The 13,938-nt window shown below is 48.3% G+C and carries 14 protein-coding genes; 11 read left to right on the top strand and 3 right to left on the bottom strand.

The annotated features are described in order from the left end of the window. Positions 1 to 31: 31 nt before the first annotated feature. The 5 genes from DMN77_RS03425 to DMN77_RS03445 are packed head-to-tail and all read left to right on the top strand — an operon-like array spanning position 32 to position 3,864. On the top strand, positions 32 to 1,039 hold the full coding sequence (locus tag DMN77_RS03425) for a glutathione S-transferase C-terminal domain-containing protein (protein WP_068780977.1): 1,008 nt from the start codon (positions 32 to 34) through the stop codon (positions 1,037 to 1,039). A 21-nt stretch (positions 1,040 to 1,060) separates the two neighbouring features. Then, entirely contained in the window at positions 1,061 to 1,918 is an 858-nt protein-coding gene (locus DMN77_RS03430) for a transporter substrate-binding domain-containing protein (protein WP_068780978.1), read from the top strand. Positions 1,919 to 1,932: 14 nt separating this feature from the next. Continuing rightward, a complete protein-coding gene (locus DMN77_RS03435) occupies positions 1,933 to 2,673 on the top strand; it encodes an amino acid ABC transporter permease (RefSeq protein ID WP_068780979.1) in 741 nt (246 codons plus the stop codon). Beyond that, the gene (locus DMN77_RS03440; protein WP_068780980.1) at positions 2,666 to 3,424 is read left to right on the top strand and encodes an amino acid ABC transporter ATP-binding protein; all 759 of its coding nucleotides are present in this window, start codon (positions 2,666 to 2,668) and stop codon (positions 3,422 to 3,424) included. The genes DMN77_RS03435 and DMN77_RS03440 overlap by 8 nt, the downstream gene beginning before the upstream one ends. 14 nt (positions 3,425 to 3,438) lie before the next feature. Further along, on the top strand, positions 3,439 to 3,864 hold the full coding sequence (locus DMN77_RS03445) for a GNAT family N-acetyltransferase (RefSeq protein ID WP_068780981.1): 426 nt from the start codon (positions 3,439 to 3,441) through the stop codon (positions 3,862 to 3,864). A 70-nt stretch (positions 3,865 to 3,934) separates the two neighbouring features. Here the strand turns inward: DMN77_RS03445 and DMN77_RS03450 are convergent, their stop codons facing one another. Continuing rightward, complete coding sequence (locus DMN77_RS03450) at positions 3,935 to 4,792, bottom strand: NAD-dependent epimerase/dehydratase family protein (RefSeq protein WP_179013522.1); 858 nt, start codon at positions 4,790 to 4,792, stop codon at positions 3,935 to 3,937. A gap of 23 nt (positions 4,793 to 4,815) precedes the next feature. Then, positions 4,816 to 5,754 (bottom strand): aldo/keto reductase family protein, encoded by a 939-nt coding sequence (locus DMN77_RS03455; RefSeq protein ID WP_179013524.1) that lies wholly within the window; start codon positions 5,752 to 5,754, stop codon positions 4,816 to 4,818. 162 nt (positions 5,755 to 5,916) lie between these two features. Here DMN77_RS03455 and DMN77_RS03460 point away from each other — a divergent pair, with 162 nt between their 5' ends. From DMN77_RS03460 to DMN77_RS03470, 3 genes are all read left to right on the top strand, one after another. Continuing rightward, positions 5,917 to 6,273, top strand: coding sequence for a winged helix-turn-helix transcriptional regulator (locus DMN77_RS03460; protein ID WP_068780984.1), 357 nt, complete (start codon positions 5,917 to 5,919; stop codon positions 6,271 to 6,273). 269 nt (positions 6,274 to 6,542) lie between these two features. Beyond that, entirely contained in the window at positions 6,543 to 8,201 is a 1,659-nt protein-coding gene (locus tag DMN77_RS03465; RefSeq protein ID WP_179013526.1) for a helix-turn-helix domain-containing protein, read from the top strand. A 141-nt stretch (positions 8,202 to 8,342) separates the two neighbouring features. Then, positions 8,343 to 9,320, top strand: coding sequence for an iron-hydroxamate ABC transporter substrate-binding protein (locus tag DMN77_RS03470; RefSeq protein ID WP_179013527.1), 978 nt, complete (start codon positions 8,343 to 8,345; stop codon positions 9,318 to 9,320). 286 nt (positions 9,321 to 9,606) lie between these two features. Here DMN77_RS03470 and DMN77_RS03475 read toward each other — a convergent pair whose 3' ends face one another. Next, positions 9,607 to 10,482, bottom strand: a complete 876-nt coding sequence (locus tag DMN77_RS03475; RefSeq protein WP_218652836.1) for a LysR family transcriptional regulator — start codon at positions 10,480 to 10,482, stop codon at positions 9,607 to 9,609. 106 nt (positions 10,483 to 10,588) lie between these two features. Between DMN77_RS03475 and DMN77_RS03480 the strand changes: the two genes are divergently transcribed. From DMN77_RS03480 to DMN77_RS03490, 3 genes are all read left to right on the top strand, one after another. Continuing rightward, complete coding sequence (locus DMN77_RS03480; protein WP_179013529.1) at positions 10,589 to 11,155, top strand: chromate transporter; 567 nt, start codon at positions 10,589 to 10,591, stop codon at positions 11,153 to 11,155. Further along, positions 11,155 to 11,712, top strand: coding sequence for a chromate transporter (locus DMN77_RS03485; protein ID WP_218652837.1), 558 nt, complete (start codon positions 11,155 to 11,157; stop codon positions 11,710 to 11,712). Before DMN77_RS03480 ends, DMN77_RS03485 begins: the two co-directional genes overlap by 1 nt. 1,695 nt (positions 11,713 to 13,407) lie before the next feature. Then, positions 13,408 to 13,929: a DUF6773 family protein gene (locus tag DMN77_RS03490; protein ID WP_179013532.1), complete on the top strand. Its 522-nt coding sequence runs from the start codon at positions 13,408 to 13,410 to the stop codon at positions 13,927 to 13,929. Positions 13,930 to 13,938: the final 9 nt, after the last annotated feature.

The following is a 13,938-nucleotide window of genomic DNA, read 5'->3' on the forward strand; positions in this document are numbered from 1 at the left end:
TAAGCAAATCAATAGATTTGGAGGGGAAGCCATGACAAAGGAAGCAAATGTACGTATCAGACCGAAAGAGACCGAGCATGAAATCGATGAAAGAGGTTATTTTGTACGGCAGAAGAATCGGTTTACGACGCCGTTTGGAGATGGGGAAGGCAAGCTGCCTGTTGAAGCCGGACGCTATCGGCTGATCTGGGCGAAAGGCTGCCATTGGTCGAATCGGGCTTCGATCGTCAGAGAGTTGTTAGGACTGGAGGAGGCTATCAGCATTAATCTGGTGGGTCGCGGGCAGCATGTGCAGAACCTGGGCTGGGAATTTATCGATGACGAGGACCATACTGATCCGGTGCTGGGCGTGCAGTTCCTGAGCGAATTGTATGCGAACAGCGATCCTGATTACCAGGGCCGGCCAACTGTGCCTGCGGTCATTGATATTACCACCAAGCAAGTCGTGAATAATGACTACGTCTGGCTGACGAACTATTTGGAGAACGAATTTGCTCCTTTTCACAAAAAAGGCGCTCCCGATTTGTATCCGGCTCTGCTAAGGACGGAGATCGACAAGTATAATGACTTCCTGTTCGATAACGTCAATAACGGTGTGTATAAAGCGATGTTCGCCCAATCCATAGAAGCTTATAATGACGCGTTCGAGAAGCTCTATGCCGCCTTTGATACCATCGAGGACCGGCTGGAGTCTAACCGCTTCCTGTTCGGAGATTATGTGACGGATTCCGATGTGCGGCTCTTTGTAACCTTGGCTCGCTTCGACACTTATTATTTTAAGAACCTTGGTCCGATTCGCAATCGCATCGTGGATTTCCCTAATATTTGGGGGTATGCCCGCGATTTATACGAGATCCCGGCGTTTAAAAATAATACTTACCTGCGGGATTTAGCGAAGTCAAACGGCAATAAAGATACGATCTTTATCGATTATAACACCCGGTTCTGGGATCAGATTGATTATGAGGGAATTTGGTCACAGCCGCATCACCGCAAAGAGAAGAGCTCCGATCCGGAGCATAAATTTAAAATTGGCTAGGTCAAATAGGGGGAAGAGAACATGGCAGCATGGAGAAAAGTAGGGTTGGGTTTGGCGGCAATAGTCTTACTGGTTGGAGTAGTAGCTTGCGGCAAAGAGAATTCATCCGCCAAGAATGGAGGCAGCGATGCGGCTGGCACTGATCAGATTGTCGTAAATATTGCGACAGGCGGTTCACCAAAACCGTTCTCTTATGTCAACGATAACAATGAGATTGACGGGTATGATATTCAGATTGTCAAAGCGATTTTCGAAGGCTTGCCGCAGTACAAAATTAATATCGAGAAGACGGAGTTCCCGTCGATCTTCGCCGGACTGGACTCGGACCGCTATCAAATTGGCGCCAATAACTTCGCCAGCAATGCGGAGAGGAAGGAGAAGTATATTTATTCCGATCCGATCTTCAAGAATCAATTCGTAATTGCCGTTGCTGAGAGCCGGGACGATATTAAAACTTTCGCGGATCTGGAAGGCAAGAAGACAACAGTAAGTCCCAGCGTGAACTACACGGTCGCTCTTGAAAATTATAACAAGGACCATGCCAAAACACCGGTGATCCTGAATTACTCTGAGGCGGAGCTGGCCACTGTACTGCAGAATGTGGAGAGCGGGGCCGATGATTTTAACTTGATCGACGCTGCCATGCTGCAGCTCTACATTAAAGAGTACGGCCTGAAGCTGAAAGCCATTCCGCTCTCGCAGGAGGACTCGGACCGCATCGGTGTGCCTTACAGCTACCTGATCCTGAGCAAAGGGAAGAACAGCGAGCAATTAACCAAGGATGTCAACGAGCGGATCAAAGCCTTGGTCCAAGCCGGGACGGTGTCAAAAATTAGCGAGAAGTACCTGAACGGTGACTTTGCACCAGACGTACAATAGGGGATGCATGCCTTATGCCGAACATATTTGATATTGAGCTAGTATTTACACTCATCCCCAAGCTGCTGAAGTATTTGCCGGTTACGCTCGAACTGACCGCGATATCGATGCTGGCAGGACTTTTGCTCGGCCTGCTGTTGGCTATTGTCCGAATCAAGAAGATCCCGGTTTTGTACCAGTTAAGCGTCGTATTTATCTCTTTTATTCGCGGAACGCCGATTCTGGTGCAATTATACCTGTCGTATGCAGGGATTCCGCTCCTGCTGAAATACTATAATTTCTATCATGATACGAGCCTCAACGTGAATTCGATTCCTTCGATCTTCTATGTGCTGCTGGCCTTATCTCTAAATGAAGCTGCTTATAACTCGGAAATTATCCGTGCTGCACTGCTGTCGGTGGATAAAGGACAGATCGAAGCGGCCCACTCTTTGGGGATGACCTATGGCCAGGTACTGCGGCGGGTCATACTTCCCGAAGCCTTTATCGTGGCGCTTCCGACGCTGGGCAATGCGTTGATCGGCCTAATGAAGGGGACCTCTCTGGCATTTGTCTGCTCCGTGGTGGAGATCACCGCGCAGTCGAGAATTTTAGCGGGAAATAATTTAAGATTTTTTGAATCCTATTGCTCGCTGGCCTTGATCTATTGGGGGATGACGATTTTGATCGAACGGGCGATTGCGCTGCTGGAGAGACGGCTGGACATCGATTTCAAGAGTCTGAGAAAACGGAAGGGAGAGGTTATCCTTGATTGAGATCCGCGGATTAACGAAGTCTTTTCATGGAAATCCCGTTCTGGATCATATCGATCTGACCATTCAGAGAGGCGATGTCGTTGCGGTCATAGGGTCTTCTGGCGCGGGCAAATCCACCCTGCTGAGATCCATCAATCTGCTTGAGACACCTGACGCAGGGACGATCAGGATTGATGAGCTTCGCGTAGATACAGCCAGAAAGACAAAGAAGGAAGTGCTGGAACTAAGGAAGAGCACAGCGATGGTGTTCCAGCAGTTCAATCTGTTCCGGCAGAAGACGGCTTTGGAGAATGTGATGGAAGGCCTGATTGTCGTCAAGAAGCTGGCGAGGGAAGAAGCGCGAAAAATAGCAGTGTCTCAGTTGGCCAAGGTAGGCTTGTCCGAGAGAGCCCATCATTACCCCAAGCAGCTCTCCGGCGGTCAGCAGCAGCGTGTAGCTATCGCCAGAGCTCTGGCGATGCAGCCGAAGATTCTGCTGTTCGATGAACCGACCTCGGCGCTTGATCCCGAACTGGTCGGAGAAGTGCTTGATACGATCAAGAAGGCAGCGGAGGAAGGAAATACGATGCTAATTGTATCGCATGAGATGAATTTTGTGCGCAAGGTTGCTACGCGCGTACTGTTCCTTGATCAAGGCCTGATCGTAGAGGACGGCACGCCGCAGGAGGTATTCTCCCAGCCGAAATCGGAGAGGACGAAGCAATTTCTGGCCAACTATTATCGGGATCAAGAGCCTGAATTTGCTATATAGAAGAGAGGTTTTCTATGGCATACACTTTTCAGAAGCACCGGGAAAATATCGACTGGGTGCAAGTGACGAATATATTGAACGGCTTCGGTCTCACTGATTTCACGCCGGAACAGACCCGAACGGCGTTCGAGAACAGTGCCGTGAACGTGTTCATCCTGGACGGGAGCAAGGTGATCGGCTGCGGCAGAGCGTTGTCCGATGGCATCTCCCAGGCAGCAATTTATAATATCGCGGTTGAGGAATCCTATCATCATCAAGGGCTTGGCAAGAAGCTCATTTCGTTGATTTTGGAAGAGACCTCTAGCTGCAACGTCGTGCTCTACACCCATCCGAATACGGTATCCTGGTACGAAGGGCAAGGCTTCCGCAAGATGAAGACGGGGATGGCGCTGTATCATCCCTCAAGTATAGAGGAATTAATCAGAATGGATTTTATCTAACAGCCTGCTATAAAGCTGTATATTAGAAAGGCCGCCCCATCAAGCTAATTTGCTTGGGGCGGCCTTGATATTATGACTTGAAGCTTTGCACCTCGTGGCGCCATTGATGCTGAGGCTGCCAGCCGAGCAGGCGCTTGGCTCTCTCATTGCTGAACAGCGTCTCGTAATCCTCTAGCGGCGCTCTGAAGTCCGTAACCTCCGGATAGCGTTGAGCCACCAGCTCCCGGCTGCGGATCGCCATGCTGGAATCGTCAGCGGCAATATTCAGAGCTACTGCTCCAAGGCCATCTGCCTCAATAGCCAGACGGCAGGCTGAGGCCGCATCGCGGGTATCGATGTAGCTCCAGGGAATACGTTCACGCTCCTCCGGCTTATGGATAAAGGAAGGGAAGCGTTCATACCATTCCGGCGGGATGACATTGCCGAGCCGCAAGGACACGACCTGCATTCCCGTTCGCCGATGGAACATCTCGGCCGTCTTCTCATTGACGATCTTGGATAAGCCATAGCTGTCTTGCGGCAGCTGCGGATGATCCCCGTCCAGCGGAACGTATTGTGGCGTAATTCGATGCGCGGCAAATACAATTCCATAGGAGGATTCGCTGGAAGCGATGGCTGCTTTGCGGATACCCAGTCCTGCAGCAGCCTCCAGCACGTTATAAGTCGACATGACGTTGTTGCGGAATGTAACGTCTGGCGTCCGAATATGCATCGCCGGAATCGCCGCCAGATGAACGACCGCATCGGCACCGCTCAGCACGCTGTAGGTCTCGCCGAGATTCTCGAGGTCGGCGATGGGCGTCGGGCATAGCGCTTCCTCCGGCCGACGTGTATCGACGTTCAATACCTCATATCCTTGCTCCACAAAATGGCGTACAACCCAGCGTCCGAGCATGCCGCTTCCGCCTGTAACGACTACCTTTTTCATATATGAATCTCCTTGTAAGAGGATTACTTCAAGATTTCTTCAATACGGTTCAGAACGTCTTCACTCAGCTCGATGCCGGATGCTTTGGCATTTTCGGTCACTTGCTCAGGACGACTCGCACCGACTAGCGCACTTGCTACATTGCTCTGACGCAGAATCCAGGCCAGCGCAAGGTTGCCTACGGAGATGCCCAGCTCTGCCGCGATGCCTTCCAGCTGCTTCACCTTGGCGATCTTCTCTTCGGTAATGCCCTTGCGAACCCAATCCAGCTTAGCTGCACGGCTGTCTTCAGGAATGTCGGAAGCCGATGTATATTTACCGGTCAGCAGGCCTTGTGCCAGCGGTGAGAATACGACCTGACCGATGCCATGACGTTCACTGAGCGGGATGATCTCTTTCTCTATATAGCGCTCGAACATATTGTAGATCGGTTGGTTTACAACGATGTGATCGAGCAAGTGCTGATCGGCTACGCCAAGCGCCTCAGCAATTTGCGAAGCTTGCCACTCGCTTACGCCGACATACAGCACTTTGCCTTGACGGACAAGATCGTCGATAGCGCGAAGCGTCTCATACAATGGCGTCTCCGGATCATGACGATGGCAATAGAAAATATCGACATAATCATGGCCGAGCCGCTTCAAGCTGGCATTGGCCTGCTCGATGACGTGCTTGCGGGACAAGCCGCGGTCATTCGGTCCATCGCCCATAGGCCAGAAAGCCTTGGTAGCCAGCACATAAGATTCGCGAGGGTACTCTTTAAGCGCTTTCCCAACGAGCTCTTCGGCCGCGCCTCTCTCATATACATTGGCCGTATCGAAGAAGTTAATGCCAAGATCGTAAGCGGTCTTAATAGAATTCACCGCATTCTCGCGTTCGACATAACCGCCATATGTAAGCCAACTTCCCAAGCTGATCTCACTGACTTTTAATCCGGTTCCGCCTAGTCTTCTGTATTTCATTGCAAAGGCCTCCTTTTTTAAACGCTCATTTTAGTAAATATTCCAACACTTCTCATTCTATAGAATTTCATATACAATTTAAAGAAGTGAAATGTTTTTCACTTAATTATATCAGCTATAGATACTATATAATGTATAGTTAATATATTGGAGGTTAAGACGATGACCACAACAAAAAGCACGGCTAAAAAAGCAAGCAGCTATATTCCAAAGACACCGGAGCATATCGAGTGCAATATCGAAAAAACACTGGATGTGCTAGGGGGGAAATGGGCTTTCCTTGTTATTCGTGAACTGTTCTGCGGCACTCTTCGATTCGGTGAGCTGCAGCGCAAAATTCCAAGTGTCAGCCCGCGGGCATTAACGAGCACCTTACGGCATTTGGAGGAGCAGGGAGTTCTGGAGCGGAAGGTCTATCCGACGGTTCCCGTGACTGTAGAATATTCGTTAACCCCAAAGGGACAAGACCTTCACGTGATTTGCCATGAGATGAAGCTGTGGGCCGCACGCTGGACCTAGCGGATCTGCCGGTTGGCGACAAACCTACTGTCGGGTAAAAGTTTGTTTTAAGCGGAAACGGATTATATTGTGAGTCAAAAGTCCAAAGCTATGAGACAGATACATGAGTAGATGCATGAGTAGATACTGAATAAATGCATGGGTAGGTACATGATTAGAATAGATGCATGAATAGATGCATGAACTAGTTGCATGAGTAGATGCATTGATAGTTGCGGGCAAGCGCGCTTTTGTTTTGTAGGATTTTTTATCATAATGGAGGCCTTGGAGTGGATAAAGTTGTTCCAGAGTGGGTAGAGTCCCGCTTCCCATTATATGCTGTCAGCAGCATTCATTCGCTATATTGCACTTCGAATTTGCCGGAGCATAACATGATTGATGAGCTGACCGTGCTGGTTGCTATTGCGGCAGGGAAGGGGACGCTGCGAATCGATGAGCGGGCGTATAAGCTGGAGACAGGAAGTATTATTGTTCTGCCGGCGCACGCTGATGCTGTTCTGGTCGCGGAGCTGCCGCAGCCGCTTCATGCCTACAAGCTGGTGATTCGAGGAGTCGAGCAGCATTCGGGTTCGGCTGCAGGAGCTATGATGCGAAGCAGCGAAATTGCCTCGACTGCCGCTGTACAAATTTATGCGGATGAACCTGGCATCGTGGCCGACATCGAAGAACTGTACACCCATCGTCTGCCTGTAAGCGAGATGCGTCATGTGCAGAATCAGATTATTTTCCATCAGTTGATTTATCGGATATTAGAGCGTCAGAATACGGAGCTGGAGAGCGACGAGCAACCGTCGATGGAGCGGAGTATCGCTTATCTCGAGCACCACTTTGCCGAGAAAATAACGCGGGAGCAACTGGCCAAGGCGGCCGGCGTTAGCACCTCTCATTTCTCAGTTCTGTTCAAGCAGCATACAGGTTTTTCACCGAGTGAATATTTATCGCGACTGCGTGTGCACCGGGCGAAGGAGCTGTTGATCAGCGGATCGGGCACGCTCCGGGAAATCGCGCTGAAGGTAGGCTATAAGGATGAATTTTACCTTAGTCGTCGCTTCAAGCAGCATACGGGCATTTCACCTTCCGACTTTACCAGGGGTGAAGTTCAGCAGGTCGCTGTGCTGCTCGCACCTTATGCCAGCCATCTGCTACTGCTGGGACTTGCGCCTACCGTGACGATTACGGAGACAAGTGAATATGTGCACACTGTGGAATCAGATCCGCAGGGGATGAATTTCATTGATATTCGCAGCTCTGCAGAGCAGCTGAAGACGGTGCTGCTAAGCCGACAGGTTGAGCTGATCATTGCGGCAACGGAGCATCTTCGGGAGTATGGGCTTAACGCTGAGCAGTTGCGGGTGGTTGCCCCGGTTGTGGAGATAGCCTGGATGGAGATGGGCTGGAAGGAGCATTTGCGGTTGATCGCCAGGGCGATTCAGCGAAGCGAACGGGCAGAACAGTGGCTTGCCGAGTTCGAGCAGGAGGAACAGCAGGCGAGGCAGCAAATCAGGAACAACCCTGCAGGCGAAGAGATCATTTCGATCTTTGTTATCAAGCCTGAAGGCGTGTTCGTCTATGGTGCGCGTAATGTCGGTTATGTCTTCTATCGCTCATTAGGCTTGCGGCCGCCGGCGCTTATTGAAGCGGAGATTCGCAAGCAGGGGGATCAATTTCACTCCGTTTCCGTTGAGCTGTCTGAGTTGGATCTGTATGCGGGCTCGGAGGCGCGAATTTTGGTCATTGTGTATCCTGATGAGAAGGGGAACACCGTCCATTCGGAGCAGTTTTTTGAATCCTCCTATTGGAGCGGTCTGTCTGCCGTCAAGCAGAAGAAAGTGGACGTGCTCCATGTAGATGATTGGGTTCCATACAATCCGGTATCAGTTCGCCTTCAGCTTCAACGTGCGGTCGATCTATTGACGAGCTATCAATAGTGCAAGCTACTTTTCCAACAAAAAGGCATGGTTCGACCGTGGACGGCTCCATATAATAAATCTATGTAATTGAGAATGATTTTCATAATCAAAGATTAAATCATTCATCACATAGTATTCATTAAAGGGGAGAGTCATCATATGAAGAAGCTGTTTATTCCGATTGCCCTTGTGCTGGTCCTGGCACTTAGCGCTTGTGGCGGGAAGCAGGCGAACGATGCCGGCGATAGCAATAAAGGGAGTCAAGCGGAGACACCGGCTGCGAATGCAACGAATGGTGCGAATGAAGCGAGCGGAGAATCCGGTACATTTACTTACCAATCTGAAAATGGTCCTGTCGAGGTTCCAAAAAACCCACAGCGTGTCGTTGTGATCACAAGATTCCTGACGGGTAATGTGATGCTGCTCGGCGTACCTCTGGTTGGTGTGGATGAGATGTCCAAAGAGAACCCGAATTTTAAAGATAAGTTAAAGGACGTTGAGACGGTTACCGATGAGAGTCTGGAGAAAATTATTGAGCTGAATCCGGATCTGATTATCGGGCAGTCCGATATTCAGAATATTGACAAATTGAAGCAGATCGCACCAACGGTAACTTATACTTACGGTAAACTGGATTATCTTGCGCAGGAGCTTGAAATTGGCAAGCTGCTGAACAAGGAGAAGGAAGCCCAAGCCTGGGTTGATGATTTCAAGGCCCGGACGAAGAAGGCTGGCGAAGAGATTAAAGCCAAGATTGGCGAGAATGCAACGGTATCAGTGATTGAGACATTCAATAAGCAGCTCTATGTCTATGGTGATAACTTCGGCCGCGGTACAGAAATTCTCTATCAAGCATTTGGTCTCTCCATGCCGGAGAAGGTCAAGGAGGCGACAGAGAAGGATGGTTACATGGCCCTTTCGACAGAAGTGCTCAAGGACTACCTTGGCGACTACGTTATTTTCAGCAAAAACTCGGATGAGGACAACTCATTCCAAAACACAGAATCCTATAAGAACCTCCCGGCAGTCAAGAACAATCACGTCTATGAAGCCGACGCCAAAGCGTTCTACTTCAATGACCCGCTCAGCATGGAGTACCAACTGGACTTCTTCATCAAGAGCTTTCTTGGGGAGTAAATGATCGAAAACTCACGTTCGCAAGGGCGTGGGTTTTTTGTTGTTTGGTGGGGAGTGGGAGAGTCCCAATACGGGCATGCCGATGAAAATTGCTAGCTCTACGATATCGTAAAGGAGCTTTTTCACATTTAAAAATAAAAAATTGTTCATAAAGGTATGTCGCGTAAGGTTCAGTTGTAGAGATATGACTGGCGACGTTCCGGCCTAGCGAGCTAAATCGATCGAACTCTTGGCCAGATAGACTAACTTTGGGGAATGCTGATGCGAACTCAAAGCTAACATAAGATCACATGGCGGATTCGATATACGCAAGAAGGGCCTTCAATGGAGTAGTCAAATATTTATCCCGATGGTGAACTGCGATCAATTCATTTTTTAGCGCAAGCTCTTGAACAGAAATGGCAATCAATTTCCCTTGTGATAGCGACTCATTTACGAGAACATCGGGCAAAATCGTTATGCCTAACCCGGCCTTGGCAGCCTCTATTAATGCCAGAGAATTTACGCTCGTCCATACGGGTTGTACGGTATGCCCGGACAAATAGAGAACGCTGTCCAACGTATCGCGGATCGCACTCCCTTTTTCACGCAGCAATAGTTTTTCAGCGCAAAATTCTTGCAGAGTCAACTCCTTGTTCGAGCTGAGATAGTCAGGAGCGCACACAATAAATAACGGATAGGCTGCAAATGATGAACACGTAAACGGCCCTTGGGGCGCAGTTCCTTCAAGTAATGCAATGTCAGCTTTGCCGTTTCGCAAAACTTCAATCGCATTTGCCGCGCTGACCACATCAACATGGATCGGTATATCAGGCCAATCTTTTTGAAAGGCGGTCAGTATTTTGGGCAACCAGAACGCAGCAATTGTAATGCTGGAAACAATGTGAAGGGGCGCTCGATGTTCCAGACAGTTGAGACGTGATTCTAAAACCTCGCACGAAGACAGGATGGGAATAATCTCTTCCAGCAAAAGCCGGCCGCTTCTTGTAAGTTGTACGCTTTTGGATAGTCGGTCAAATAAGGCTGTGCCTGTCTTCTCTTCCAGCTCTCGTATGGCATGGGAGACCGCTGATTGGGTGATATACAGCTTTTCCGCAGCCCGTGTAAAGTTCCCCGTTTCCGCTACCGCCCGTAATATTTCAAAATGCCGAAGCGTCATCATAGCTGCTTCTCCTCCCATGAATAAAACTAATCATTATCGCAAAATATTATCATTTTACTAATCGATTGACAACCTCCATAATAGCAGGACGACAGGAGGCGGTTAGATGATAAGCCAAAGAACCAAACTGTATGTCTGGCTTCTAGGCATCAATTTGTTTATCAGCACATTTACGTTTGGAGGTGGGTATGTTGTTGTTCCAATGATTCGGAAGTATTTTGTATCTAGAAAAAAACTGCTCAGCGAAGCCGAGCTTATCGATATGGCCGCAATTGCCCAGTCTTCACCCGGAGCCATCGCAATCAACTTGTCAACTCTTGTAGGATTTCGGTTAGCGGGGATGGCTGGCGCTGTTATCAGTTGTATCGCTGCTGTCCTGCCATCGTTCGTCATATTGATATTTATCTCTATGTTCTATGTAGCTTTTTCGGCGAATCCAACCGTCATTTCAGTATTGAGGGGAATGCAGGCAGGTGTAGCCGCCCTGATTGTAGATTTCGTTACTGATATGTGCAAGATGATGATCAAGGAACGTTCTTTATTTCTTACTTTGTTGATACCGGCTGCATTTTTGGCGAATTTTATCTTTGGGATCAATGTGGCACTTATTCTTATAGCGAGCTGCTTCTTATGCTTTGTACGAGTGTGGCTTCACGAAAGGCGGGGGAAATAGTGGGGGAATTATGGCAGCTGTTGCTGGCCTTTTTACAGATCGGTTTGTTCAGTATCGGAGGCGGCTACGTAATCATCCCGTTCATTCAGGAACTGGCGGTTGAAAAATATGAGTGGATATCGCAGCAGGTTTTTACCGATATCATTACGATTTCGCAGATGACACCTGGCCCATTAGCAGTGAACACCTCTACGTTTGTAGGGCTTCGGATAGCAGGGATACCCGGGGCCATGATTGCTACCTTCGGTTGTGTGATTTCGGGTGTCGGTATTTCTATTTTGCTGTATCGTTTCATTCAAAGATTCAACAGATCTGTCTATGTTTTTGAAACCTTAAACGTCTTGAGAGCAGTTACCTTGGGGCTTATTATTTCTGCTGCCGCAACCATATTGCTGCTCACGTTTCTGGGGATACCAGAAATAAGCATGGCCGCCAAAGTGGATTGGATGGCCGTAGCTTTTTTTGCGGTATCTTTGTATGTATTGAGAAAATGGAAAATCAACCCGGTTCTGCTCATGATTCTGACGGGAATGCTGGGAGGGATGATAATCCAATAACATCGGACTGCTGTAAGGAGGTGCGTGAAAGCCTCTTTTCGTCTGTAGTGCTGAACACTTGGGGATGCAGGTGCAGAGTGTACAGCTCTTGCGCAGCTCTAACGAACTCTACGAAACTCTAACTATTAAATTCTAATTATTAAATTCTAACGAAACTCCATAACGCTATTGCCCCGCATTTCGAGCTAAAAAAATTCTAACGAAACGCCATATCGCTATTTGGGCGAAATGCGGGCTAAAAGTCGCTAAATTGTCCAAATAACGATCCCTTGTTTCGTTAGAATTTTTAGAGGGCTGTTTTGCTGCCAATAGCGATACCACGTTTCGTTAGAATGTTTCGCGGCGCTGGATAGGGCTGACAGCAAACGAACGAAACGTTGGCTTTGCGTTAAGCACCTGTGACGATTAAAGCACCTGAGCGAATAGGGCAAACAGTTCTAACGAAACTCCATAACGCTATTGCCCCGCATTTCGTGCTAATAAAATTCTAACGAAACTCCATATTGCTATTTGGGTGAAATGCGGGCTAAAAGTCGCTAAATTATCCAAATAACGATCCCTTGTTTCGTTAGAATTTTTAGAGGGCAGTTTTGCGGCCAATAGCGATACCACGTTTCGTTAGAATGTTTCGCGGCGCTGGGTAGGGCTGACAGCAAACGAACGAAACACGGGCCTTGCGTTAAGCACCTGTGACGATTAAAGCACCTGAGCGAATAGGGCATATCCGAAAGAGTTTCTCAGATAGGAGGTACTCTTTTTTGCTTGGCTAGAGAGTTAGTCTTCTGGGTGAGGATAGCGAGTGCTGAACACCGGGGTGCTGGTGCAGAGCTGTATAGCTCTAACGAACTCTACGAAACTCTAACGAAACTCTAACGAAACTCCATAACGCTATTGCCCCGCATTTCGAGCTAAAAAAATTCTAACGAAACGCCATATCGCTATTTGGGCGAAATGCGGGCTAAAAGTCGCTAAATTGTCCCAATAACGATCCCCTGTTTCGTTAGAATTTTTGGTAGGCTGTTTTGGTGCCAATAGCGATACCACGTTTCGTTAGAATGCTTTGCGACAATGGCTGGGGCTGACAGCGAACGAAGATAGTGCTTCTCGCAAATAAGGCAAACAGTTCTAACGAAACTCCATAACGCTATTGCCCCGCATTTCGAGCTAATAAAATTCTAACGAAACACCATATCGCTATTTGGGCGAAATGCGGGCTAAAAGTCGCTAAATTGTCCAAATAACGATCCCTTGTTTCGTTAGAATTTTTAGAGGGCTGTTTTGGTGCCAATAGCGATACCACGTTTCGTTAGAATGTTTCGCGGCGCTGGGTAGGGCTGACAGCAAACGAACGAAACGTGGGCCTTGCGTTAAGCACCTGTGTTACAAATAAAGCACCTGTATGAAAAGGCACCTGTGCGAATAAGGCAAACCTCTGTGAATAGCCACCTGTGCGACTAGGGCAAACCCTAAAAAAGAGTCTTTCCTTATCTTTTAGAAGATAGGAAGGACTCTTTTTGCTTAGTTAAGACCCATTTTCAAGGAGGTTGGAGGGGAGCAGTAGCTATACAACGCGCATGTGATATGTCAATAAGAATAGTATATAGAACTAAATGACATATATATATTGCAAAATGTCCGGTATATCGTTATACTCAAAATCACAAAGAGGAAATGATTGTGAAGGTGGTATGAGAGATGAAATGGTTTCAACGGAAGTCCGTGAAGGATGAGCGGATTGTGAATCTGAAGAATCAGATTGCGAAGGAAGCATGGGTACTGACATTGATGATCTGCAGTATATCGGTGATTGTGAAGACGTTTTTCTTCATGGGGGAGCAATCGGTATGGGTGGAGCTTGTTATTCTAATCGCAACGGGGCTTTACTCTATGATCCGGAGTGTCAGTTCAGGGGTATATTCTGACGAGGTGGAGGTGCATGATCAGACGCATCGATTCTCTGTGAGCAAAAAGCAGCTTATGACCGGACTTGCTTCAGGCCTGTTTCTGGCTTTGTTCTTTGGGTTCCGGAGTGCATATCTTTATGCGGATGGGGATGGTGCGCTGCAAGTGAAGTACTTTCTTAGTGTCTTTGCCGCCAGTCTGATTTTGTACATCCCTTTCTTCGTCATTCTTACGGCGGTCAGCCATCTGGTGATGAATAAGCTAAGCAAGCGCCGTTCAACCAGCGATCTTGATGATAACGATCTTAATGAATAAGAGCGTGGA

Source organism: Paenibacillus sp. 79R4 (assembly GCF_013393165.1).
Lineage (GTDB): Bacteria > Bacillota > Bacilli > Paenibacillales > Paenibacillaceae > Fontibacillus.